Origin of the sequence: Enterocloster clostridioformis, assembly GCF_020297485.1 — a bacterium.
Lineage (GTDB): Bacteria > Bacillota > Clostridia > Lachnospirales > Lachnospiraceae > Enterocloster > Enterocloster clostridioformis.
On the sequence record NZ_JAIWZC010000001.1, the window covers coordinates 3,973,052 to 3,996,725 of the forward strand.

General features: G+C 48.8%; 21 protein-coding genes and 1 pseudogene. 16 read left to right on the forward strand and 6 right to left on the reverse strand.

Annotation, left to right across the window (positions count from 1 at the left end; translation table 11 throughout):
- Nucleotides 1-84 precede the first annotated feature (84 nt).
- On the forward strand, nt 85-633 hold the full coding sequence (gene spoVT, locus LA360_RS20025) for a stage V sporulation protein T (RefSeq protein WP_002588952.1): 549 nt from the start codon (nt 85-87) through the stop codon (nt 631-633).
- Nucleotides 634-678: 45 nt separating this feature from the next.
- Here the strand turns inward: spoVT and LA360_RS20030 are convergent, their stop codons facing one another.
- On the reverse strand, nt 679-2,559 hold the full coding sequence (locus LA360_RS20030; RefSeq protein ID WP_057571314.1) for a DUF885 domain-containing protein: 1,881 nt from the start codon (nt 2,557-2,559) through the stop codon (nt 679-681).
- A gap of 275 nt (nt 2,560-2,834) precedes the next feature.
- Between LA360_RS20030 and metG the strand changes: the two genes are divergently transcribed.
- From metG to LA360_RS20105, 15 genes are all read left to right on the forward strand, one after another.
- The gene (gene metG / locus LA360_RS20035) at nt 2,835-4,832 is read left to right on the forward strand and encodes a methionine--tRNA ligase (RefSeq protein ID WP_022202932.1); all 1,998 of its coding nucleotides are present in this window, start codon (nt 2,835-2,837) and stop codon (nt 4,830-4,832) included.
- Between the two features lie 601 nt (nt 4,833-5,433).
- A complete protein-coding gene (gene ltrA / locus LA360_RS20040) occupies nt 5,434-6,714 on the forward strand; it encodes a group II intron reverse transcriptase/maturase (protein WP_002578445.1) in 1,281 nt (426 codons plus the stop codon).
- A gap of 130 nt (nt 6,715-6,844) precedes the next feature.
- Entirely contained in the window at nt 6,845-8,194 is a 1,350-nt protein-coding gene (locus LA360_RS20045; RefSeq protein ID WP_112481585.1) for a glycosyltransferase family 4 protein, read from the forward strand.
- A 155-nt stretch (nt 8,195-8,349) separates the two neighbouring features.
- Nucleotides 8,350-9,123 (forward strand): TraX family protein, encoded by a 774-nt coding sequence (locus tag LA360_RS20050; protein WP_057571316.1) that lies wholly within the window; start codon nt 8,350-8,352, stop codon nt 9,121-9,123.
- A 4-nt stretch (nt 9,124-9,127) separates the two neighbouring features.
- Nucleotides 9,128-9,892: a TatD family hydrolase gene (locus LA360_RS20055; protein ID WP_022202935.1), complete on the forward strand. Its 765-nt coding sequence runs from the start codon at nt 9,128-9,130 to the stop codon at nt 9,890-9,892.
- Nucleotides 9,893-10,063: 171 nt separating this feature from the next.
- Nucleotides 10,064-10,951 carry a 16S rRNA (adenine(1518)-N(6)/adenine(1519)-N(6))-dimethyltransferase RsmA gene (rsmA, locus tag LA360_RS20060; protein WP_022201911.1) on the forward strand — a complete coding sequence of 296 codons (888 nt, stop codon included), beginning with the start codon at nt 10,064-10,066 and terminating at the stop codon, nt 10,949-10,951.
- Nucleotides 10,952-11,078: 127 nt separating this feature from the next.
- Nucleotides 11,079-12,863 carry an oleate hydratase gene (locus LA360_RS20065; protein ID WP_022201912.1) on the forward strand — a complete coding sequence of 595 codons (1,785 nt, stop codon included), beginning with the start codon at nt 11,079-11,081 and terminating at the stop codon, nt 12,861-12,863.
- A gap of 87 nt (nt 12,864-12,950) precedes the next feature.
- On the forward strand, nt 12,951-13,349 hold the full coding sequence (locus LA360_RS20070) for a zinc-ribbon domain-containing protein (protein ID WP_022201913.1): 399 nt from the start codon (nt 12,951-12,953) through the stop codon (nt 13,347-13,349).
- A 270-nt stretch (nt 13,350-13,619) separates the two neighbouring features.
- The gene (locus LA360_RS20075; RefSeq protein WP_057571320.1) at nt 13,620-14,105 is read left to right on the forward strand and encodes a hypothetical protein; all 486 of its coding nucleotides are present in this window, start codon (nt 13,620-13,622) and stop codon (nt 14,103-14,105) included.
- Nucleotides 14,106-14,382: 277 nt separating this feature from the next.
- Nucleotides 14,383-15,522 (forward strand): ABC transporter ATP-binding protein, encoded by a 1,140-nt coding sequence (locus LA360_RS20080; protein WP_022201915.1) that lies wholly within the window; start codon nt 14,383-14,385, stop codon nt 15,520-15,522.
- Between the two features lie 9 nt (nt 15,523-15,531).
- Nucleotides 15,532-16,398 carry a carbohydrate ABC transporter permease gene (locus tag LA360_RS20085; protein WP_002585569.1) on the forward strand — a complete coding sequence of 289 codons (867 nt, stop codon included), beginning with the start codon at nt 15,532-15,534 and terminating at the stop codon, nt 16,396-16,398.
- Nucleotides 16,398-17,309, forward strand: a complete 912-nt coding sequence (locus LA360_RS20090) for a carbohydrate ABC transporter permease (protein ID WP_002585570.1) — start codon at nt 16,398-16,400, stop codon at nt 17,307-17,309. Before LA360_RS20085 ends, LA360_RS20090 begins: the two co-directional genes overlap by 1 nt.
- A gap of 67 nt (nt 17,310-17,376) precedes the next feature.
- Nucleotides 17,377-18,822: an ABC transporter substrate-binding protein gene (locus LA360_RS20095; protein WP_022201916.1), complete on the forward strand. Its 1,446-nt coding sequence runs from the start codon at nt 17,377-17,379 to the stop codon at nt 18,820-18,822.
- Nucleotides 18,823-18,850: 28 nt separating this feature from the next.
- Entirely contained in the window at nt 18,851-19,591 is a 741-nt protein-coding gene (locus LA360_RS20100) for a glycerophosphodiester phosphodiesterase (RefSeq protein ID WP_022201917.1), read from the forward strand.
- A 28-nt stretch (nt 19,592-19,619) separates the two neighbouring features.
- Nucleotides 19,620-20,471: a Cof-type HAD-IIB family hydrolase gene (locus tag LA360_RS20105; RefSeq protein ID WP_002585573.1), complete on the forward strand. Its 852-nt coding sequence runs from the start codon at nt 19,620-19,622 to the stop codon at nt 20,469-20,471.
- Nucleotides 20,472-20,947: 476 nt separating this feature from the next.
- On the opposite strand, the gene LA360_RS20110 is transcribed toward LA360_RS20105, so the two are convergent.
- The 5 genes and pseudogenes from LA360_RS20110 to LA360_RS20130 all read right to left on the reverse strand — a co-directional run bounded on the left by LA360_RS20110 (nt 20,948) and on the right by LA360_RS20130 (nt 23,364).
- On the reverse strand, nt 20,948-21,064 hold the full coding sequence (locus LA360_RS20110) for a cysteine-rich KTR domain-containing protein (RefSeq protein WP_080633427.1): 117 nt from the start codon (nt 21,062-21,064) through the stop codon (nt 20,948-20,950).
- A 71-nt stretch (nt 21,065-21,135) separates the two neighbouring features.
- Nucleotides 21,136-21,438: pseudogene (locus LA360_RS20115) on the reverse strand (radical SAM family protein); the annotation flags it as partial.
- Between the two features lie 12 nt (nt 21,439-21,450).
- Nucleotides 21,451-21,993, reverse strand: coding sequence for a ClbS/DfsB family four-helix bundle protein (locus LA360_RS20120; RefSeq protein WP_002585575.1), 543 nt, complete (start codon nt 21,991-21,993; stop codon nt 21,451-21,453).
- Between the two features lie 109 nt (nt 21,994-22,102).
- Entirely contained in the window at nt 22,103-22,399 is a 297-nt protein-coding gene (locus LA360_RS20125; protein WP_002585576.1) for a hypothetical protein, read from the reverse strand.
- Between the two features lie 68 nt (nt 22,400-22,467).
- Nucleotides 22,468-23,364: a helix-turn-helix transcriptional regulator gene (locus tag LA360_RS20130; protein WP_002585577.1), complete on the reverse strand. Its 897-nt coding sequence runs from the start codon at nt 23,362-23,364 to the stop codon at nt 22,468-22,470.
- Nucleotides 23,365-23,674: the final 310 nt, after the last annotated feature.

Genomic DNA, 23,674 nt, shown 5'->3' on the forward strand with positions numbered 1-23,674 from the left:
ATAAATTCCTCTGTTTTACAGATACTACATTTACGGGCAACAAAGAAGATAAATGACAGAAAGTAAAATGGAGGAATTTTGTTTATGAAAGCTACAGGAATAGTCAGAAGAATTGATGATCTGGGCCGTGTGGTCATTCCAAAGGAAATTCGGAGGACATTGAGGCTCAGGGAAGGTACGCCGTTAGAGATATTCACAGACAGGGAAGGAGAAATCATCCTTAAAAAATACTCGCCTATGATGGAGCTCACCTCATTTGCCGTGCAGTATGCAGAGGCCATGGCACAGTCCACCGGCCTTTTCGTATGCATCACGGACAGGGACCAGGTCATAGCTGTGGCAGGAGGGGCCAAGAAGGACCTGCTCCAGAAAAATATCAGCCGCCAGCTGGAACAGGCCATCAATGAGCGCAGTACTGTCATTGCTGCCAGGGAAGACAAGGCATTCATCCAGTTAGTGGACGAGGAACTGGAGGGAATCAGCGCACAGGTGGTGGCGCCTATTATCTGCGAAGGCGACGCCATTGGTGCCGTATCTCTCATGAGCCGTGAGCCAAGGGCCAAGTTCGGGGACGCCGAGATGAAGCTGGCATCCACGGCTGCCGGGTTTTTGGGACGGCAGATGGAAGGTTAACCGTTATATATGGAATTTTCAGTGGTATCCCGGCATGGGGAAGCGTTATCGCGGCCCTGTGCCGGGATGTTTCTGTTTTCCATCCGTATTCTGCTGCGTCAGCCACTCCGCAAAATAAGGTTTAATGACGCTGAAGGGAGCCGGGCCTATATCCAGCAGGAAGCGGTTAAATTCCATGTTGGTGTAGCGGCTTCCAAGGGTTTTTTTGGCCTCGCGCTGCATGCCCAGGATTTCCAGGTAGCCCACATAATACTCCAGATAATTGGCCGGATTCTCCGCAATGTCATAATAGATGGTGGTAATGACAGAGGAATCGCTGATGCGGAAGTAGTGGTTTAAGTAATCCTCCACCTGCCTGATGTCCCAGCCCTCATAGTGGATATTTACATCCAGGATGGCGTACAGGGCAAGGGTGAAGGCGGCATTGTGCCGGAGCAGCTCTCCCAGGTCCGGGTCCAGTCCGTTGTTCAGGCTGTAGGAATAGTATTCCACATAGGTGGCCCAGCCTTCTGAATAGCTGCTGAAGCTCAGGAGCTTACGCAGGTTACAGGTGTTATGTTTGTTGAAATAGAGAGTTTGGTACATGTGGCCTGGATAACCCTCGTGGGCCAGGGTGGAGTACAGGTTCCTGGCGGTGTTGGTGCTTCCGTTGTTGATGTAGATGGAATTGTCCTGGGGGCGGTCAATGGGCACGGTCAGGTAGAAGGCCGGGCTCAGAGTGGCTTCCAGGGCAGCGGGTACATTTTTAATGCTGCATGTGTAATCCTCGATGGCCGGGAAGTCCTTCGCGCACTGTTTTCTCAGGTCCTCCAGAATCTGGTTGGGGTCGGTGAGGGCGAAGGAGTAGGAGTACAGTTTTTTCGCCAAGGCGGGATTTTCAGTCAGCAGCTCATCCATGGCGGTCAGGTCATCCATCATCTGGCCGCTCATGGCTTTTTTCAGGGCCGGGATATCCTGATAGGAAGTGCCGGTATACGAATTCACCAGGTACTGGTAATATTTCTTGCCCTGGGGGAAGTAATACAGCCCCTTATCGTTGGTTCCGGTTCCTTTCAGGGGAGTCAGTCCCTCAATCAGCCTCTGGTATGCAGGCACGAAGTGTTCGTCAATGGCAGTATGGTTCCTGGCAATGAAATCCTCCTTTTCCTGCTTTGTCAGTCCCTCCACCTGCTCCAGACGCTCCGCAAATGTTTCTGCCATGAAGCTGTGGTCCGCATCCAGAAGATAGGCGTTGCAGGATTTGAGGATACGGTCGATGACCGTGTCGCACAGCCCCAGTCCGGCATCGGCCTTTTCCTTTTCAAAGGCGATGATGCTGTCATAGTAGGTGTCAATGGAGGATAGCAGGGAAAGATAATCCTCTACGTCCTGTTTATTGTAGAATACATACTCGGACAAAAGTATGGGAAGCTGCGCCTGTATGCCCAGGGAGGAGGAAAGAGGCTGGTCGTAGAGCTCCAGACCTTCGCTGTCCAACATGGTATTTAAGTAGGATAACAGGATATTGTATGTGAGCAGCTGGTCCTCACGGAGCAGGCGGCTGTCAATATCATTTAATTGTACTTTCAGGGATTTGGCATCATTAAGAGCCTGTTTACTGTCCTCCAGGGATACGGTCCCCAGGGTTTTATCGTAGTCAGTGATGCCGTAGGCGGCCGGATTGGCCAGGGTGTAGTGAAGCGTGATAAGGGAATTGTCAACTTCGTCCAGGAACAGGCCGTTGGTCAGCTGGTCAAAGGACGCCTGGGCATCAATGGTCTTTTTCTCATATTGTTCATAGGACTGGGGACTTTCCTGTGCAGCGGATTCCTTTGCCAAAGGAGCGGAAGCCTGAGGACGCGCGGGCGCCACGCATCCGGCTGTCAGGCAGATAACCAGGAGCAGGGATAAAAGATATTGTAAAAATATGGTTTTTCGTTGTCTCATTCTAAACAAATCCTCCATTGGGGTGTCTGTTCTGTTTTGTATTACGACATTATATAGTATATGAGCGGAAATTACAACTTATGAGCAGTGAAAAAACTGGCAGGGCCTTCCAAAGAGGGAAAAAACAGGGGGCACGTCTTGACGAACATGGGGGAAACGCTTATACTTAAAACTATTAAAATAAGCGGATTGGGCGCTGCGGCCGCCGGAGCATTTTTAAGAACTGCTCTGCCCCGGCCCTTAGCTTCCGCTCAGAAAAAGAGGGAATTAATCATATGTGTCAGGATTGTAAAAAAACATATTATATTACCACGGCCATTGCCTATGCTTCCGGCAAGCCACATATCGGTAATACCTATGAAATCATTCTGGCTGACAGCATAGCCAGATATAAGAGGGAGCAGGGATATGACGTGTTCTTCCAGACAGGTACGGACGAGCATGGACAGAAGATTGAGGAAAAGGCTGAGGCATCCGGTGTGACTCCCAAGGAATTTGTGGACAAGGCAGCCGCTGAGATTAAGCGGATTTGGGATTTGATGAACACTTCCTATGATAAATTCATCCGCACCACGGACCAGGACCACGAGGCCCAGGTGCAGAAGATTTTCAAGAAGCTTTACGACCAGGGCGATATTTATAAGGGTTATTACGAAGGGCTGTACTGCACTCCCTGCGAGTCCTTTTTCACCGAATCCCAGCTGGTGGACGGCAAGTGTCCGGACTGCGGACGTGAGGTAAAGCCTGCCAAGGAGGAGGCATATTTCTTCCGCATGAGCAAGTACGCCCCCAGGCTGATCGAGTATATCAATGAGCATCCGGAGTTTATCCAGCCCGTATCCAGGAAGAATGAGATGATGAACAACTTCCTTCTTCCGGGACTTCAGGATTTGTGCGTGTCCAGGACCACCTTCAGCTGGGGCATACCGGTTGATTTTGATCCCAGGCATGTGACCTATGTATGGCTGGATGCCCTGACCAACTATATCACCGGTATCGGATATGATTGCGACGGCAGCAGTACGGATCAGTTTAAGAAGTACTGGCCCGCTGACCTGCATCTGATTGGAAAGGATATCATCCGTTTCCATACCATTTACTGGCCCATTTTCCTGATGGCCCTGGGCCTGCCCCTTCCCAAGCAGGTATTTGGCCATCCATGGCTGCTGCAGGGCGACGGTAAGATGAGCAAGTCCAAGGGCAACGTGCTCTACGCAGATACCCTGGTCGACTTTTTTGGCGTGGACGCGGTGCGCTATTTCGTGCTTCACGAGATGCCGTTTGACAATGACGGCGTCATTTCCTGGGAGCTGATGGTGGAGCGCATGAACTCTGACCTGGCTAATATACTGGGCAACCTGGTGAACCGCACTATCTCCATGAGCAACAAGTATTTTGACGGCGTGGTCAGTGATAAGGGCGCCTGCGGGGAAGTGGACGAGGATCTTAAGAAGGTAGTACTGGAGGAAGTGAAGAAGGCTGATGCCAAGATGGAGCAGCTGCGTGTGGCAGATGCCATGACGGAAATCTTTAACATCTTCAGAAGATGCAACAAATATATTGATGAGACCACACCCTGGACATTGGCCAAGGATGAGAGCCAGAAGGACAGGCTTGCCACCGTGCTCTATAACCTGACAGAGGCCATTGCCATCGGGGCATCCTTACTGTATTCCTTTATGCCCGAGACGTCTGAAAAGATTCTGGCGCAGATTCATACGGGCAAGCGTGAGCTGTCCCGGATGGATACCTTTGGACTGTATCCAAGCGGACAGAGGGTGACGGATAAGCCGGAGATTCTCTTTGCGCGCATGGACATCAAGGAAGTGCTGGAAAAGGTGGAGGCCATGCATGGGGCAGAGGCCGCTGCGGACCGGAACCAGGCAGGCGGTGAGGAAGGAGCGTCCGGCAGCGCAGAGGACAGCGGCATTGATTTGGAGGCCAAGGCGGAGATTACCTATGATGATTTTGCGAAGCTTCAGTTTCAGGTGGGAGAAATCATCAAGTGCGAGGCGGTTCCAAAGTCCAAGAAGCTCCTTTGTTCCCAGGTAAAGATTGGAAGCCAGGTGCGCCAGATTTTAAGCGGTATTAAGGCTTACTATTCTCCTGAGGAGATGGTGGGCAAGAAGGTCATGGTAGTGACCAACTTAAAGCCGGCCAAGCTGGCAGGCATGGTGTCCGAGGGCATGATTCTCTGCGCCGAGGATGCAGAGGGCAGCCTGGCCCTTATGACGCCGGAGAAGAGTATGCCGGCAGGAGCCGAAATCTGCTGATAGGAATACAGACAGAGCTGCGGATATTGGCCCGGCAGGAGCCGGTTGTCTGCCGCTGGTACGGAAGCTGTGAGACGTAAAAAATATGGCAGGAGCGGGCGGTATGACCTGCTCCTGTTTTGTTTGCCCAGCATGGGCGTTTTCTAATGGGTGAAAGTCCCAAGTGCGCGTAGGCAACAACGAAGCACATAGCCGAACAGCAAGGGTGTCCGCCGTGAGACGGAATCTGAAAGAAGCTGTAAGCAAACCTCTGACCTGACGGACAGGAACCGCATATAAGGCTCGGAAATACGGATAAGGTGGCAAAAGGCACTGAAGTCCAAAAGGTTGCCGGAAGTACGAGTAAATGCGGCAGGTACATGGAGGAAAAGAACACGCACCTTAACTGGGGAGGTCTCACAGGCGGTCTCATTAGCCGTAGTAACAACGAATTGTGAGAAGTCAGCAGAAGCCATAGTAGTGAGGAAGTTCCTGTAATGGGGACGGAGCGAAGGGCTGAACAATCAATCAGTTGAAGTACGTTCCACTTCGTAGCCGGAGCATACGCCTGTCGATGACTTCAAAGGCGGCAAAGGCAAAAGGGGCAGAAAGGAAACAACGCATGGACACAAGCAGTCTCATGGAGCAGATATTAAGCAGGGATAATCTAAATGCGGCGTATCTGCAAGTCGTAAGGAATAAAGGAGCGGCAGGCGTGGACGGGATGACCGTTGAAGAACTTGGCGCATATCTTTCGGAAAACGGCGAAAACATTAAGGAACAGTTGCGGACGAGGAAGTATAAGCCGAAGCCAGTCCGCAGGGTGGAGATACCCAAACCCGATGGTGGTACAAGAAATCTTGGAGTGCCAACAGCAGTAGACCGCTTTGTACAGCAGGCGGTGGCACAGGTGCTTACCCCGATATTTGAGGAGCAGTTTCACGACCACAGCTATGGATTCAGACCCAAGCGGTGTGCACAGCAGGCAGTCCTTAAAGCATTGGAAATGATGAATGACGGACACAACTGGATAGTGGATATCGACCTAGCGAAATTCTTTGACACAGTAGACCATGACAAGCTGATGACGATTTTCGGACGGACAATAAAGGACGGAGATGTCATATCGGTGGTAAGAAAGATTCTGGTCAGCGGCGTAATGATTGATGATGAGTATGAAGATACGGTAGTCGGCACACCGCAGGGTGGAAATATCTCGCCGCTGTTAGCAAATATCATGTTAAATGAGCTGGACAAAGAACTGGAAGCAAGGAGGCTGGATTTCGTCCGGTATGCAGATGACCTTATTATAATGGTCGGGAGCAGACAGGCGGCAGAGCGGGTAATGAAGAGCGTGGCTCGGTTTATAGAGGAAAAGCTTGGACTGAAAGTGAACGCGGAAAAGAGCAGGGTTGATAAACCAAAGGGCATTAAGTATCTGGGGTTTGGATTTTACTATGACTCATTTGCCAAAGGGTACAAAGCCAGACCACACCCGAAAGCGGCAGCAAAGTTCAAGGCGCAGATGAAGAAATATACAAGCAGGAGCTGGGGAGTGGGCAATGGTTATAAAATTGGGAAACTCAACCGGCTTATCCGAGGGTGGATAAATTATTTCAAAATCGGAAGCATGAAAAGGCTGTGCGCAAAAATGGACGGACAGATTCGGTATCGACTGCGCATGTGCATATGGAAACACTGGAAAACGCCAAAGAACAGGGAAAAGAATCTTATCAAACTTGGTCTGCCGCCAAATGCGGCACATGGCATTTCATATGCCAAAGGATATGCCAGAGTGTGCAGAAGCTGGAATCTCCACATTTGTATCAGTAAAGAGAGACTAGCTAAGTTTGGTCTTGTATCCATGGAAGACTACTACGCCGAAAAGGCTGTTACATGTTAAGTTGATTGAACCGCCGTATACCGAACGGTACGTACGGTGGTGTGAGAGGTCGGAAGGCGAAATAATCGCCTTCCTCCTACTCGATTAAATTAAGTGTATTTTGTATGTTTAAGGAGAAATGGAGGGGATTATGAGGATACTGAGCATAACAGCCCAGAAACCCCACAGTACGGGGAGCGGTGTTTATCTTACCGGCCTGGTAAAAGGTTTTGCTGCACTGGGACATGAGCAGGCAGTGGTGGCAGGGGTCTATAAGGAGGACGAGATACATTTTCCTGAAGGGACCCGGTTCTATCCGGTATATTACAGGACAGAAAGCCTGCCCTTTCCCATAGCGGGGATGTCGGATGAGATGCCTTACGAGAGTACCATATACAGCCAGATGACAGAGGATATGGTGGATGCATTCAAACAGGCGTTTCTGGAGAAAACCAGGGAGGCAGTGGAATGCTTCCGGCCGGATTTGATTCTGTGCCATCATCTGTATCTGCTGACAGCCGTGGTACGGGAGGCGTTTCCCCAATATAAAACAGCGGCCATATGCCATGGCACAGGCCTGCGCCAGATAAAGAAAAACAGTCTTGAACGGGAATATATTCTGGCTCACATAAAGGAGCTTCATAAGGTGTTCTGCCTTCACAGGGAACAGAGGGAAGAAATCAGCCGGATATACGGCGTGCCCGGAGAGCGGCTGGAAGTGATTGGAAGCGGATTTGATGATTCCATTTTCCGTTTTACGCCGGTTAAAAAGGATGATGGAGCCAAGCGGCTGATTTACGCTGGAAAGCTGTCGGAGAAGAAGGGGATCATGAGCCTGCTGCGGAGTCTTGCGTATCTGGAACAGATGCAAAGACAGGATGGGGAGCAGCAGAGGCAGGCAGCGGGGCAGTCTGCGGAGCCTGTGAAAATTGAGGTATGGCTGGCAGGAGGGTATGGTAACCAGCTGGAGTATGAAACCATTAAAAAGCTGGCGGGGCAGTCACCCTACCCGGTGAAATTTCTCGGCAGGCTGGACCAGCCCCGGCTGGCAGAACGGATGAATCAGGCGGATGTTTTCGTGCTTCCGTCCTTTTACGAGGGGCTTCCTCTTGTGGTGATAGAGGCTCTGGCCTGCGGTTTACAGGTGGTCTGCACAGACCTGCCGGGAGTCAGGCCCTGGCTGGAGGAAAATATCGGAACGTGTCCCGTGAAATTCGTGTCCCTGCCCGCCATTGTGAATGCGGATGAACCGGTTGAACAGGAGCTGCCGGAGTTTGAACGGCGTCTGGCTGAGGCTATAGGCAAAAGTCTGGGGATGAACGGCGGCAGCTTGGGGACGGATGGCGGCAGCTTGGAGACGGATGGTGGTGGGCTGAGTACGCACGGCGGGGAAAATATGACTGCCGCGGGCCCGTCAATGGCTTCCCTTCCGCCGGATTTGAGCCGCATATCCTGGGCGGGCATAAGCAAAAAAATATTAGAATCCTGTAATTTTATATAAATACCCCAAAATTTGGATGAAAATGGGAGAATCATACTCTGTATCCTGGAAAAATCAACCTAAAGTGGGAGAAACTTGAAATTTTTGCCATTTTGGAGTATGATGAAAGGAAATTAAAACATGAGGGGGCTAAAAAGCCCTAAAGAGGGTACGATATGGGTAGAGGACGCAGCCGCGGGCCATACGGCGGCCGCCGGCAGGGGCTTACGGGAAACCAGCTGAAGATTCTGGGAATTGTGGCAATTCTAATTGATAATATCGGCGCTGTGGTGATTCAGGGAGGGATTCTTCATGGAACAGACAGTGCTCTTTATCATGGGGTACTGCTGACGCCTTCCGGGCATTACTGGGTGATTGCGGGCCAGGTCTGCCGTTATGTGGGGAGACTGGGATTTCCTATCCTGGCATATCTCACAACAGAGGAATTTGTGCGTACCAGGGACCGACGGTGGTACGCCGTCAGGATGCTCCTGTTTGCCCTGTTATCCGAAGTGCCCTTTGATTTGGCTGTGTACCACACCATGTTTTATCCCCACTATCAGAATATGATGTTTACCCTGTTTGCGGGGGTACTGGTTATGGCTGTCATGGAGTCCACCCGAAATCCGGGTCTGCAGGCAGGAGCCCTGGCAGCGGGATGCGCGCTGTCATGGGTGCTGCAGTTTGATTACAATGTGGTGGGAGTCCTGTTCATAGCTGCCATGTACTGGTTCCGGCGCAGTGATACGGCCCAGGTGGTTGCGGGAGTGGGAATCTGCGCAGTGGAGAGCATCAGCTGCTATTGTGTGTCAGCCCTGTCCTTTGTGCCGATTGTATTGTATAATGGAAGACGGGGGGCATTTCAGCTTAAATATATGTTCTGCGTGTTTTACCCGGTGCATTTTCTGGTGCTGTACGGTGTGAGCATGTGGATTGCAAAAGGAGTTTAGAATCATGATATTTGATACACATGCCCATTATGATGATGAGGCATTTGACGAGGATCGGCCGGAACTTCTGGGACGTTTGCAGGAAGCCGGCGTGGGTGCGGTTATGAATGTAGCCGCCAGCCTGGAGAGCTGCCGCAGTACCCTGAAACTGGCCGAAGCCTATGACTGGATATATGGGGCCATGGGAGTCCATCCCAGTGAGACGGGGGAGCTGGACCAGGAGGGCCTTCAGTGGATTAAGGAACAGTGCGGCCACCCCAGGGTAAAGGCCGTGGGCGAAATTGGCCTGGATTACTACTGGGAGGAACCGGCCCACGATATACAGAAAAAGTGGTTTGAGGCACAGATGGATTTGGCCAGGCAGGTAAAGCTTCCCTTAATCATCCACAGCAGGGATGCCGCAAAGGATACCCTGGATATGATGAAGGCGGCTAAGGCCGGGGAGATCGGAGGTGTCGTCCACTGTTTTTCCTACACCAGGGAGATGGCCAGAGAGTACCTGGACATGGGATTTTTCCTTGGAATCGGAGGCGTCCTTACCTTCAACAATGCCAGGAAACTGAAAGAAGTGGTGGAATATATACCTCTGGAGTCCATTGTACTGGAGACGGACTGTCCCTATCTGACGCCGGTCCCTAACCGGGGAAAGAGAAACTCATCCCTTGAGCTTCCCTATGTGGTGGAGGCTGTCAGCCGGCTAAAGGGAGTGGACCCGGAAACCGTCATGAAGGCCACCTGGGAAAATGGAAAAAAGCTCTACCGGCTGTAGGCTGACCGATTATGGGAAGCAGAGTTGATAAATAAACAAAAAGCGCTGTAATGTACGATATACAGCGCTTCTTTTTTGCCTGTTCTTTTGCCCGGGCATTGACTTTTGCACGGGAATCCATTACTCTTAAAAGAGGGCCGAATCCGGTCCGCAGAAAGGAAATTATAATACATGGCGACTTTGGGTAATCCGAAAAATACCATTGAAATCATACAGAAATATCAATTCGCATTCCAGAAGAAATTTGGTCAGAATTTCCTCATAGATACCCACGTGCTGGACAAAATCATAAGCGCCGCAGGGATTACAGGGGATGACTGTGTGCTGGAGATAGGACCGGGCATCGGCACCATGACCCAGTATCTGGCGGAACATGCCGGAAAAGTGGTTGCGGTGGAGATTGACACCAATCTTCTACCCATTCTGGACGAAACTTTAAAGGGCTATTCCAATGTGACGGTTATCAACAGCGATATTCTGAAATTAGACATGAATAAGCTGGTGGACGAGTATAATGATGGAAGGCCCGTCAAGGTGGCGGCAAACCTTCCATATTACATCACTACTCCCATTATCATGGGATTGTTTGAGAGCAATGTACCCATTGACAATATCACTGTCATGGTGCAGAAGGAAGTGGCGGACCGGATGCAGGTGGGGCCCGGCTCCAAGGACTACGGCGCATTGTCCCTGGCAGTGCAGTACTATGCAAAGCCTTATATTGTGGCAAATGTGCCGCCCAACTGCTTTATTCCCCGCCCCAATGTGGGTTCCGCTGTCATCCGCCTCACAAGATATCAGGAGCCGCCGGTGCAGGTGGACGAGCCAGGTATCATGTTCCGTCTTATAAGGGCCTCTTTTAATCAGCGCAGGAAGACGCTGCAGAACGGGTTAAATAACTCTCCGGAGGTACCGTATACAAAGGAGCAGATTGCGGCTGCCATTGAGAGCCTGGGAGTTCCCGCTTCTGTCAGGGGGGAGGCTCTGACGCTGGAGCAGTTTGCCAGCCTGGCTAATTACTTTACCAGGACAGCGGGAAAGGAAGCCGGCGTTTCATAATGTGACGCCGGGAATACAAAAACCGGGGCGCGGTGTATTTCATGCGGATAAAGGGGAATAATCCTGGAAGGACAATTATCTGAATTATCAGAGAAATTATATATAAAACAGAAAGGAAGGTAAGTTGATGAACAAGAAAGTGGGTAAAATCCTGACAGCTGCGGCAGCAGGAGCAGTTGTGGGCGTGGCAGTGAAGAAGCTGCAGGACGGCCGGAAGGAAAAGGAAGATGAGAGAATTGCCGCCATTGAGGAAGCGGTGATGAATAACCGGGATTACGGTGACAGGAAAGCTTATCTGGTAGGCGGAGGCCTGGGCACCCTGGCTGCGGCTGCGTATCTGATCCGGGACTGCAAGTTCCCTGCCAACCAGATAACGGTTTACGAGGGCATGCACATACTTGGGGGAAGCAATGACGGTATCGGTACGCCGGAGCAGGGGTTTGTATGCCGCGGCGGACGTATGCTCAATGAGGAGACCTATGAGAACTTCTGGGAGCTCTTTGGTTCCATTCCATCTCTGCGTCAGCCCGGACACAGCGTTACGGAAGAGATTCTGGAGTTTGACCATGCCCATCCCACCTGCGCCAAGGCAAGGCTGGTGGATAAGGACGGCAACATTCTGGATGTGAAATCCATGGGATTTAACCAGGCTGACCGCATGGCCCTTCTGAAGCTGCTGATGACGGACGAAAAAAAGCTGGACAACCTGACCATTCAGGACTGGTTTAAGGAAACACCCCATATATTCGAGACTAATTTCTGGTATATGTGGCAGACCACCTTTGCATTCCAGAAGTACAGCAGCCTGTTTGAATTCAGACGGTATATGAACCGCATGATTTTTGAGTTCAGCCGTATTGAAACGCTGGAGGGAGTTACCAGAACTCCGTTAAACCAGTATGACAGTGTGATTCGTCCTCTGGAGACTTACCTGAGGAAGGCCGGCGTCAACTTCCGGGAAAACTGTGAAGTGACAGATATAGATTTTACGGACGGCCCCGGAATTACGGCTAAGACCCTGTATCTGAAGAAGAAAGTGGAGAGCGCGGATGACTCAGGCGAGGAAGCAGACGCTCCGGCCGAGATTTCCTATGTGACGGAGGAAGTTCAGTTAAATAAGAGTGATATCTGCATCATGACCAATGCGTGCATGACGGACAGCGCTACCCTGGGAAGCCTTTACAAGCCCGCGCCTGCTCCTGAGAAGAAGCCAATCAGCGGCGAACTCTGGGCAAAGGTGGCCGGTAAGAAGCCGGGACTGGGAAATCCGGAGCCGTTTTTTACCAAGCCTGAGGAGACGAACTGGCTCAGCTTTACTGTTACCTGCAAAGGCGATGATATCTTAAAGACCATTGAGAATTTTACCGGCAATGTACCCGGCAGCGGCGCCCTTATGACCTTTAAGGATTCCAGCTGGCTTATGAGCAGCGTGGTTGCGGCGCAGCCTCATTTCGTGAACCAGCCCGCCGACCAGACCATTTTCTGGGGATATGGACTGCACACAGAGGCCATAGGCGATTATGTAAAGAAGCCTATGAAGGATTGTACCGGGCAGGAACTGTTAAATGAATATCTCCATCATCTGCATATTCCGGAGGACAGGATTGCGGAGCTGATGAAGACGGTCATCAATGTGATTCCCTGCTATATGCCTTATGTGGACGCACAGTTTGAGCCGCGCAAGATGAGCGACAGGCCGCCGGTGATTCCCGCAGGGTCCACCAACTTTGCGATGGTGAGCCAGTTTGTGGAGATTCCGGAGGACATGGTATTTACCGAGGAATATTCCGTGCGGGCCGCGCGCATTGCGGTTTATGGCCTTTTGGATGTAAAGAAAAAGATTTGCCCGGTGACACCTTACAACAGGCAGCCTAAGATTCTTTTGAAGGCGCTTAAGAAATCATATCTGTAGTGGGCATAACCATCATATGATTAAATATTGGGCCGGCTTTTGCCGGCCCGCACTTTTGGAATACATGCAGGATAGGAGATAACACCAATGATATTTATAGGAGGAATCAGCCAGGGACAGAAAATACTGGATTATGTGAAAACTGTCATATGTGACCGGTGCGGCGGATACGGACGCTGCCAGGTATACATGACCTATATGTATTTCAGCTTTTTCTTCATCCCCCTGTTTAAGTGGAACAAGAGGTTCTATGTAAAGATGTCCTGCTGTGAGGCTGTCTATGAGCTGGACCCGGAGGTGGGAAAGGCGCTGCTTCACGGCCAGCAGGTGGATATAAAAAGTTCCGACCTGACGCTGGTTCAGGAGGGGCACCGCAGGGGATATTATGACAGCGGGGCCTATAAGACCTGGAAAAAATGCGGCAATTGCGGATATGAAACAGAAGAAGATTTTGAGTACTGTCCTAAATGCGGCAGGAGACTGTGACGGACGGCTGTGTGCAGACGGCAGGAGGAGAGAAAACGGTATCCACAACTGATATGAGGCCAAACCATGCGTCTGTATAAGATGCGGCCGTACTCTGTTAAATTACCGGGCGCGGATTGAAACAGCCTGCTGTAATTTTTTAAAATTCGGCCTAGCTATTGAGCTTCCGGTATAGTATAATGGAATCTGCCTTTACGGGCATCTGATATTTGGAGAGGTGTTGGATGCTGCAATGGTTAGCAGCCATTGCATAAGAGAAAGGATGGGAAAATGACGGAAAATCAGAAGATGGATTTGATCCTTCAGAAGTTAGGAGGGATCGAGGGAGGCCTTGCCTCGGTAGGAGAAGATGTGCGGTTGCTGCAAGGAGACGTACAGTCGCTCAAAGAGGACGTACAGTCGCTCAAAGAGGACGTGCAGACACTCAAAGAGGACGTGCAGACACTCAAAGGAGACGTACAGTCGCTCAAAGAGGACGTACAGACACTTAAAGAGGACGTACAGACACTTAAAGAGGACGTACAGACACTTAAAGAGGACGTACAGTCGCTCAAAGAAAGGGTAACAAACATAGAGATTACCCTGGAAAATGAGACAAACAGGAATATCCAGTTGGTTGCGGAGGGGCATTTGAACCTGGACCGTAAACTGGATGAAGCTTTAAAGGAATTACATCCTAACACCATGTATCATTTAAAGGTGAATCACCTGGACGGCGAGGTCACCAAGATGAAGCGTATTTTGAATATGGCATAAAACAGATACCAGGATTGAATGCCGTAGTTCAAACCTCACGGTTCAAATCATAACAATTTCAGCAAACAACAGAGGATTTTGCAAGGCAGGCAGCCGCCGCATTGCAGAATCCTTTTTTCATGTTCAGCCCTCCATATAAGCCATATCCATTGCCGCATACGGGAATAACCAGGAAACTTTACCTGTTTTTACCTCCATTTTACGCGAACCTGCTTTTGGATTTTACCTGAATAATTTAGAATCTATAGATAGATTTGCAAGAGAGAAAGGAACGGAAATGGCGGATATTTCACTGGTAAATGTATGTAAAACCTATAAAGGCGGGCAAAATGCGGTCAAGGATTTTAATTTGGATATCAAGGACCGAGAGCTGATTATTTTTGTAGGGCCATCGGGCTGCGGAAAATCCACAACGCTGAGAATGATTGCGGGACTTGAGGATATTTCCTCAGGGGAATTATGGATGGATGACTGCCTGATGAACATGGTCGAGCCTAAAAACAGGAATCTGTCCATGGTATTTCAGAATTATGCCTTATATCCCCATATGACGGTGTATGAGAACATGGCCTTTGGACTCAGGGTACGCAGGATTCCGTCAGGAGAAATCGATGCCAGGGTGAGGGAGGCAGCACGAATCCTGGAAATCAGCCATCTGCTGGATCGCAGGCCGGCTGCATTGTCAGGAGGACAGAAGCAGAGAGTTGCAATCGGAAGCGTTATTGTGAGAAAGCCAAAGGCCTATCTTATGGACGAACCCCTGTCCAACCTGGATGCCAAGCTGAGGGCCCAGATGAGGGTGGAAATCGCAAAGCTTCACAAACAGCTTAACGCCACCATCATATATGTGACCCATGACCAGGTGGAGGCCATGACTCTGGGTACCCGTATTGTTGTCATGAACCGGGGAATGATACAGCAGGTAGCGCCTCCCGCAGAGCTTTACCGGAATCCTGTAAATAAATTCGTGGCGGGATTCATAGGTTCCCCCACCATGAACTTTCTGGATGTGGATGTGCTGGAAGAGGATGGAACAGTCTGGCTTCTGGGACAGGGGTGGCGGCTTCCTCTGGAAGGATATCAGGCCAGCAAACTGAAAGACAAAGGGTACACGGGAAAACGGATAACCCTGGGAATCAGGCCGGAAGATCTTCATCAGGAAGAATGCAGCGGGAAAAACGGTTCCAGTGGTTTGAACGGAAATGGCAGCGGGTGGATTGGAGCTTACATAAGTGTCAGGGAAATGCTGGGAAGCGAGGTGCTTCTTCACGGGAATACAGGGGATACGGGACAGCTGTCGGCCAGAATGCCGGCGTCCTGCCGGGTGAAGCCGGGAGAATTTCTCCGTCTTTACGTGGATATGCCTCAAATTAAGCTTTTTGACATACAGACAGAAGAAAATATTTTATTTGATTAGGAGACAGTGATGAAATCAGATTCATTATTAAAAAAGGCAGGGCCTTATGGATATATTTTACCGGCCCTCCTGGTGTTTGCCGTATTCCTGTTTTACCCGTTTTTCAAGACCATTTACCTGAGTCTTTATAAGACAAATAAAATGGGGCAGGCCAAGCTGTTTGTGGGACTGGGCAACTATGTGGAGCTGTTCAAGTCGGCTTCCTTTTATAACAGTCTGGCAGTGACCTTCCTGTTCGTGGCAATCGTGGTGGTGGGAAGCATGGCCCTGGGACTCCTGGCAGCTGTACTGTGCAATAAGGCATTTCCGGGAATCCGTATATTCAGCACGGCGTATGCTCTGCCCATGGCCATCGCGTCCAGTTCCGCGGCCATGATATTTAAAATCATGCTTCATCCTTCCATCGGCATTATGAACAAGCTGCTGGGACTCAATATCAATTGGATCAATGCTCCCAAATACGCGCTTGTATGTGTGGCTCTGCTGACAGCCTGGCTTAACAGTGGAATCAACTTCCTGTATTTCAGCGCCGGACTCAGCAATATTGATGATACCATCTACGAGAGGGCATCCGTGGATGGGGCTAACGGGATTCAGAAATTTCTCCGGCTGACGCTGCCGGGCCTCAGCCCAATCATGTTTTATACCATCGTAGTGAATATCATACAGGCATTCCAGTCCTTTGGTCAGGTGAAGATACTGACCCAGGGCGGACCGGGGGAATCCACAAATCTGATTGTGTACTCCATTTACAGGGATGCGTTTTTTAACTACAGGTTTGGCAGCGCGGCGGCGCAGTCCGTCATACTGTTTGCCATCATCATGGTCATGACGCTTTTGATGTTTAAGGCAGAGAAGAAAGGAGTCAGCTATTAATGGAACAGACACTGGCCATAAAGGGCCGCGGCAGGGTCAGCCGCGAGGAAATCATTAAAATACAGGAGGAAGCCAACCGAAAAGCCATGACTGTAAGGAGAGTCAGGACCGGAGCCCTGATTGCTGCCAATGTGCTGGTATCCCTTTTCATTCTTCTGCCGCTGCTGTATGCGGTCAGCGTGGCATTCATGCCGCCTGGCGAACTGTTCACCACGGAAATGAATCTGGTGCCCAGGCAGCCCACGTTGGACAATTTCAGGCAGGCCCTGGTGAAAATACCGCTGGTGAGGTTTGTGTGCAACTCCTTTATCACAGCCGGACTGATAACAGTGGGACAGATTATTTCCTGTTCCCTGGCAGCGTTTTCCTTCTCCTTCCTGGAGTTTAAGGGCAAAAACGTACTTTTCATGCTGGTAATGGCCACCATGATGATTCCGGGAGAGGCCACCATCATATCAAATTATCTGACGGTGAGTCAGTGGAACTGGCTGGATTCCTATCAGGTGCTGATTGTGCCCTATCTTACGTCGGCAATGGGAATCTTTCTGTTCCGGCAGTTTTATAAATCATTTCCCATCTCTTTGTACGAGTCCGCAAAGATAGACGGCTGCGGAAATCTCAGGTTCATTTTTTGCATCCTGCTTCCGCTTACAAAGTCGGCCATCGGGGCCATGGCGGTGTATACCTTTATCAATGCCTGGAACATGTATATGTGGCCTTTGCTGGTGACCGGATCCAACGAAATGAGAACCGTGCAAATTGGTATCAGCATGTTAAACAGCGTGGACGCCCAGTCCATTACCTTGATGATTGCAGGCGTGGTTATGATAATCCTGCCGTCCATTTCCATCTTTATATTGGGACAGAAACAGCTGATACGGGGCATGTTCTCAGGAGCAGTAAAAGGTTAGGCACACCCGGAAAAGTTTATGGAATCAAATGAAATAAGAATAAATTATAAACGGAGGAATAACAATTATGAAAAAGAGATTAATCGGTTATGCTGCAGCTTTACTGGCAGTATCCATGCTGGCAGGGTGCGGTGCGCCGGCGGCGGGCACGGGCGCTGCCGCTGACCCGGGCTCCCGGTCGGGCGCATCCCAGCCGGGTACATCCCAGGCAGATGGTTCTCAGGCAGGCACATCTCAGGCAGATGGTTCCCAGACAGATGCCTTTCAAAATGCAGGCGCAGAGGGCGCGTCCATCACCTTCTGGCATTCCATGGGCGGAGTGAACGGAGAAGCATTGGAGTATCTGGTTAATAAGTTTAATTCAGAAAACACCATGGGAATCCAGGTGGAGGCCCAGTATCAGGGAGAGTATGACGATGCCATCAACAAACTGAAAAGCGCCCAGATTGGCAATATGGGTGCGGATTTGGTGCAGATTTACGACATTGGAACCAGGTTCATGATTGATTCCGGGTGGGTGGTCCCCATGCAGGAGTTAATCGACGCGGACGGATGGGATAAAACACAGATTGAACCTAACATCGCCGCGTATTATACTGTAGGTGACACCTTATATTCCATGCCCTTTAACTCATCCACGCCTTTGCTGTACTACAACAAGGATATGTTTGACAAGGCGGGCATTACTCAGGCGCCTCAGAGCCTTGGGGAGATCGGCCGGATTGCCGGTGATTTGGTGAACAAGGGCGGGGCCGGAGAACCTATATCCCTGAGCATTTACGGTTGGTTTTTCGAGCAGTTTACCTGCAAGCAGGGGCAGAATTATGTAAACAACGGAAATGGACGAAAGGCAGCTGCCACAACAGTTGAATTTGACCAGAACGGAGCGGGAGCAAAGACACTGGCGGCCTGGAAGGAACTGTACGACAAGGGATACGCTCCCAATGTAGGCAGAGGCGGCGACGCGGGACTGGCAGATTTCAGCTCCGGCAAGTCTGCCATGACCCTTGGATCCACTGCTTCCTTAAAGCAGATTCTGGAAGACGTAAATGGCAAGTTCGAGGTGGGAACCGCTTATTTCCCCATGGTCAGTGACAGCGATAAAGGCGGAGTGTCCATTGGAGGAGCCTCTCTCTGGGCTCTGAACAATGAGGATGAGGCTAAGAAGGCCGCCACATGGGAGTTCGTTAAGTTCCTTGTTTCACCGGAGAGCCAGGCTTACTGGAACGCTCAGACAGGATATTTCCCTGTGACTGTGAAGGCCCACGAGGAACCTGTATTTAAGGAGAATCTGGAAAAATATCCCCAGTTCGGTACTGCTATTGACCAGCTTCATGATTCCACTCCCCAGTCAGCAGGCGCTTTGCTCAGCGTATTTCCTGAGGCCAGGCAGGTGGTTGAAACGGAGATAGAGAACATGCTTAATAATGGAACCAGCCCTGATGAGGCTGCGTCTAAGATGGCGCAGCAGATTAATAAGGCAATCGAGGAATATAACCTGCTCAATGAATGATAATCATGGATCGGAGGGTATACTGAGTATGAAGACACAGATTTGGGCCCACAGAGGCGCATCGGCTTACGCGCCGGAGAATACACTGGAGGCATTCCGGCTGGCAGCGGAAATGGGAGCCGACGGGGTGGAGCTGGATGTCCAGTTAAGCAGGGACGGTGAGCTTGTGGTGGCTCATGATGAGACCATCGACAGGGTGAGCAACGGCACAGGGTATATAAAAGATTATACCCTGGCCCAGCTTAAGGAACTGTCCTTTAACAGGCTGTTTCCCGCCTTTAAGGAGGCCCGGATTCCTACGCTTTTGGAAGTCTATGAATTGTTAAAGCCTGCGGGACTGACGGTGAATGTGGAGCTTAAGACCGGCATCATACTCTACCCTGAGATTGAGGAAAAGGTACTGGCTCTCACTGCTTCCATGGGGATGGAGGACAGGGTGATTTATTCATCCTTCTGCCACCCCAGCCTGGTAAGGCTTAAGGAACTGAACAGCGGCCTTAAGACAGGGCTTCTGTACTCGGACGGCTGGATTGGCGCGGCAGACTATGGGCGGCGTACAGTGGGGGTGGATGCCCTGCATCCGGCCCTGTACCACATGCAGGATCCGGATCTTATCCCGGCTGCCAGAAGGCAGGGACTGGCAGTGAATGTATGGACGGTCAATGAAGAACCGCATATGGAAATGCTGGTGCGGCAGAAAGTGGACGCTATCATTACTAACCGGCCGGACCTGTGCAGGCGGGTCGTTGACAGGTACACAGACCTATGACAGAATATTTGACAGAAAGCAGGCATATATGATAAGACTGGTTGCAATTGACATGGACGGCACCCTCCTGCGCCCTGACGGGCATATTTCAGAGAGGAATGTGCGTGCGCTTAAAGGACTTAAGGCTATGGGAGCCGAGTTTTTGATTTGTACGGGACGCAGCTATATAGACGCATTGGAGCCCCTGCAGGAGGCCGGACTCAGGGCGCCTGTGGTGTGCATGAACGGAGCCGCTGTGTATGATTGGGACGGCAGGCTCATGGACGAGATACGGCTTTCTGAGAGACAGGTAGGGGGAATCCTGGACTGCTGCCAAAAGGAGGACATTATCTTTGATTTCATGACGGACAGAGGCAGCTATACCACAGCCGGGGAGGCACAGTTTAGGGCATGTTTTGAACGGAATGTGCTGCTTCCCATGGCGGAGTTTACCTATGAGGGAGTGAGAGACCGGTTCTCCTTTGTGGAGGAAGAACGGCTCTTTGAGCTGGGTCTGGCATTTTATAAAATATCGGTCATCCATGAATCGCAGGAGGTTCTGGGCAGAATTAAGGAGCGCCTGTCCGGTATAGCGGAACTGGCGGTTGCGTCCTCCTTTGCCACCAACCTGGAGCTGACCCACAGCTATGCCCAAAAGGGCCGGGCTCTGGCTTTTTACGCAGCCTCCAGGGGCGTGAGACCGGAAGAAATCATGGCCATAGGAGACAGCGAGAATGACTATTCCATGTTGTCCATGGATATAAAATATACAGTTGCCATGGGAAATGCCATGGAGAGTATTAAACGCACCGCCAAATGCCAGACCCGTTCCAATATACAGGACGGTGTGGCATATGCCATAGAGACCCTGGTCCTTACCAGGGAGGCCAGGGCATATTAAGCCCTCTAAGTGACGGGTGTAAAAATAATTCACCGGTCATAAGTAAAGAGCCGCAGGCTCTTTTTTTCTTTCTAGGAAACTTCATGCTGCAATGCGGTCACATCAAAACACTGCGGAGATGTGAAAGTATGCTGTAATTCCAGTATAAAATCTTCAATTTCTTTACAGGTTTCGGCGGCGGTGGTTTAGCAACTGCCAGAACTCCGCCGACGGCTCTGGCTGTGGGGCGTTGTCTTTGCATAACTGCCGCATAAATTCCGCTACGGACAGACCGCAAGCGGCAGCATACTGCTATAATTTTTGACTTTCTTCTTCGTTCAGTCGGACGGTAACAGGAATGTTCCGCACATTCTTTTCTGATTTTTCTCTGCTCAATTTTTTTAATCCTCCAGTCTTGAATTTTCTTTTAACGGGGATTTTGGGCAAATGTTATAGTATGCCCTGTGGACAGATATTTTATTCGGTAAGGAATAGAGCTAATAAACCGTGATTGCTGGATAGTTTTTCAATATTGTATCTTCTCTAATTTTGTCAGGGGTTTTATTGCTGCAAACAGGACAGTGTATCCATTCTGTTTGATAAGCAGCACTCATATTTATCTTACTTCCCAATCCCAAATACTTAATTGCCTACTATCGTTCTTTTCTTCAAAGAAACGCAAATAGAAGCCAAAGCCATGCTCATATATTAAGTTCAGAGCCTTTCTGACATTTCCTATTTCCAATTCTAATGGAATATACGGGTCAGTCATAGAGCCTGTGCCTATCATACATTTCTTGCGTTTATGAGTAAGAGCATACTCTAACAAGTCAATCGCATTTTCTTTGACTTCAATATCTTCAAAAGCGTGTTCCATGTGATAGCATTTGCTTCTGGAGTCACAATAAATGCACCCGTGAGAGCAGCCCCGGTACAAATTAATTCCATTTTTAGCAGATAATATTCCTTTTGCCTTCACAAAGTGCATGATATGTCCTTCCTACATTTTGGCGCAGTTTTTCCTATGTGCTTTCAATTTTTTCATTGCCCAATCATAATGACTTGCAGTAGCGCTGACAAAATAAGAACCAAGCGTACTTCCGCCTACCCATTTATAAACGCCTTTAGAAAATAATTCCTCATTTGAAAAGGTTTCCGCCAGCTTCATTACTTCGTTATGGGATTGCTGGAACATAATTTTTGCATCCTCTAACGATGTGGACTGGTGTTTTTTCCAAAACTCCACATTCATATCTCCATAGGTTTTCCAATTATAAGGCTCTGGAATAAACGGTTTATTATCGCCATTCTGATTGGAATATACCCAGTTTAACAAAAGCTGATGCCATTCATAGAGATGAATGAAAATATCACGAAGATTTTTATCTCTTTTCCAATGAGCTTCTTTCTTTTTTTCATCACCTGAAAAATCAAACGAAGTTGATAATTCTTTTTCTGTCAGCTCAGAAACAAGAGTATTTAACTTTTCATAATTAGCGGTAGCGGCTGTTAGTAAATCTGTTTTTGCTGTTGGTCTGCCCATATTCATTTCCTTTTCTCTTTTATAACAGTATGTTGTTATTTTTCTATATCTGTAACCTTGTATCTCAAGGTTGTTTTTAAGTTGGCTTTTTCTGTACGGTTAGCATTATTCAAATATATTTCACGGTGTTCTTTCCCCATACGCTTATAACCATGTTCCATATTTCCTCTAACGGATATACTGTATAATCTGTTATTTCGTTGCTTTTTTCGGCAAGTGCTTTATATGCCATTTTAATTTTATATGCCATCGAAAACAGAGCCGCAACCTTATCTGAGAAGATTTCATCGTTAGGATTTCCATTGCCAGAAACAATGATATATTTTTGAGCAGGAACATCAACAACACAAGGTTTTGTTTTTACACCATATATTTCTTTCTCCTGCTTTTTCCATTCATGTTTCACTTTCACTCCCCGCTTTCTCAAATAGAATTTACAGGCAAATTATATCACACATATACTGACGCCCTGTGTCAAGATTTATATTTCTCATAAATTTTCTTTGCCTGCTCTGCCACAATGTCTTTCAGATATGCAGGCTCTATAATATCTACTTGTGTTCCAAATGACAATAAAAACCCGATTAGCCATTCATCTTCTGGCATTGGGGCGGATACGATTAAATCCCCATTTTCTTTTTTACTTACTTGGGTTTTATCAAATTCATCATAAACACGGTATGACATATTTTTCTGGAAACGCAGTACGATTGTATTGTAGGCTTGCCCTAATGATTCATCTAATTCTGGAAAAGAGCTTTTGCAAAAACCGTCCGTGAGCATTTCTAAATCTATCATACGGGTCAGCTTAAAAATACGATAATCCTGTTTTTCCATACAATATGCTTTTAAGTACCATGACATAGACTTATATGACATTTTTAACGGCTGGACAATTCTTTCGTTAATTATTCCGCTGGAATTTGCATAGGTTATTTTTACGCACTTTCGATGAATTACCGCTGATTTTAGCAATTCAAATTTCCCATTGTCCGTTCCATGATTGCCCCATCTGGAAAAATCCACTTCAAGCCAGTTTTCCGAACTCATATTAAATATTGCAGAAAGTTTTTGCAATGTCTGATTGTTGTCGATATTGTTCATAGAATTGATACTTTGCAGGGCTGTTAGAATTTCCTGCTTTTCTTCTTCAGACAGCACCCCTTTATCTAAAACAAAATCATTCATTAAATGAATGCCGCCGTTTCGCCCTGCTTCTGCATAAACGGGAATGCCCGCGCCGCTTAAAGCGTCAATATCTCTGTAAATTGTCCTTACAGATACTTCAAATTTTTCTGCTAATTCTGGAGCGGTAGCCTGTCCTTTATCGAGTAAATAATACACAATCTTAAATAATCTGCTTTCCTGCATTGTCAGTTCCTCCCTTTGATGATAATAGAATACTACCAAAAACCTGACACGATGCGTCAATATTTATTATAATCATTTTTCTTCCCATTATCAACCAAGCGAGCATATATGATTTTTTTATCTCGTAACTTGTAGTTTCTACTCAAACGGCCACATAATTTTTACCACCCGAAAAACAATGATGGTAACGATTTTCCTCATTGCAGCGCCTATATTTCAGCCGCTTTTTCCTTAAAAAAGAGAGCAAGAAACTTTATATACCTGCTCTCCAATTTCAGTTCTTTATGCGTTACATCTATGCGTAAATGAT

Excerpts from the sequence above, each read along its gene's own strand:
- LA360_RS20045 (WP_112481585.1), top strand. The coding sequence starts at position 6,845 with ATGAGGATACTGAGCATAACAGCCCAGAAACCCCACAGTACGGGGAGC.
- LA360_RS20085 (WP_002585569.1), top strand. The coding sequence starts at position 15,532 with ATGAAATCAGATTCATTATTAAAAAAGGCAGGGCCTTATGGATATATT.
- LA360_RS20100 (WP_022201917.1), top strand. The coding sequence starts at position 18,851 with ATGAAGACACAGATTTGGGCCCACAGAGGCGCATCGGCTTACGCGCCG.
- LA360_RS20070 (WP_022201913.1), top strand. The coding sequence starts at position 12,951 with ATGATATTTATAGGAGGAATCAGCCAGGGACAGAAAATACTGGATTAT.
- LA360_RS20095 (WP_022201916.1), top strand. The coding sequence starts at position 17,377 with ATGAAAAAGAGATTAATCGGTTATGCTGCAGCTTTACTGGCAGTATCC.
- LA360_RS20030 (WP_057571314.1), bottom strand. The coding sequence starts at position 2,559 with ATGAGACAACGAAAAACCATATTTTTACAATATCTTTTATCCCTGCTC.
- LA360_RS20090 (WP_002585570.1), top strand. The coding sequence starts at position 16,398 with ATGGAACAGACACTGGCCATAAAGGGCCGCGGCAGGGTCAGCCGCGAG.
- LA360_RS20130 (WP_002585577.1), bottom strand. The coding sequence starts at position 23,364 with ATGCAGGAAAGCAGATTATTTAAGATTGTGTATTATTTACTCGATAAA.
- spoVT (WP_002588952.1), top strand. The coding sequence starts at position 85 with ATGAAAGCTACAGGAATAGTCAGAAGAATTGATGATCTGGGCCGTGTG.
- LA360_RS20105 (WP_002585573.1), top strand. The coding sequence starts at position 19,620 with ATGATAAGACTGGTTGCAATTGACATGGACGGCACCCTCCTGCGCCCT.
- LA360_RS20055 (WP_022202935.1), top strand. The coding sequence starts at position 9,128 with ATGATATTTGATACACATGCCCATTATGATGATGAGGCATTTGACGAG.
- LA360_RS20065 (WP_022201912.1), top strand. The coding sequence starts at position 11,079 with ATGAACAAGAAAGTGGGTAAAATCCTGACAGCTGCGGCAGCAGGAGCA.
- LA360_RS20120 (WP_002585575.1), bottom strand. The coding sequence starts at position 21,993 with ATGGGCAGACCAACAGCAAAAACAGATTTACTAACAGCCGCTACCGCT.
- ltrA (WP_002578445.1), top strand. The coding sequence starts at position 5,434 with ATGGACACAAGCAGTCTCATGGAGCAGATATTAAGCAGGGATAATCTA.
- metG (WP_022202932.1), top strand. The coding sequence starts at position 2,835 with ATGTGTCAGGATTGTAAAAAAACATATTATATTACCACGGCCATTGCC.
- LA360_RS20075 (WP_057571320.1), top strand. The coding sequence starts at position 13,620 with ATGACGGAAAATCAGAAGATGGATTTGATCCTTCAGAAGTTAGGAGGG.
- rsmA (WP_022201911.1), top strand. The coding sequence starts at position 10,064 with ATGGCGACTTTGGGTAATCCGAAAAATACCATTGAAATCATACAGAAA.
- LA360_RS20050 (WP_057571316.1), top strand. The coding sequence starts at position 8,350 with ATGGGTAGAGGACGCAGCCGCGGGCCATACGGCGGCCGCCGGCAGGGG.
- LA360_RS20110 (WP_080633427.1), bottom strand. The coding sequence starts at position 21,064 with ATGAGTGCTGCTTATCAAACAGAATGGATACACTGTCCTGTTTGCAGC.
- LA360_RS20080 (WP_022201915.1), top strand. The coding sequence starts at position 14,383 with ATGGCGGATATTTCACTGGTAAATGTATGTAAAACCTATAAAGGCGGG.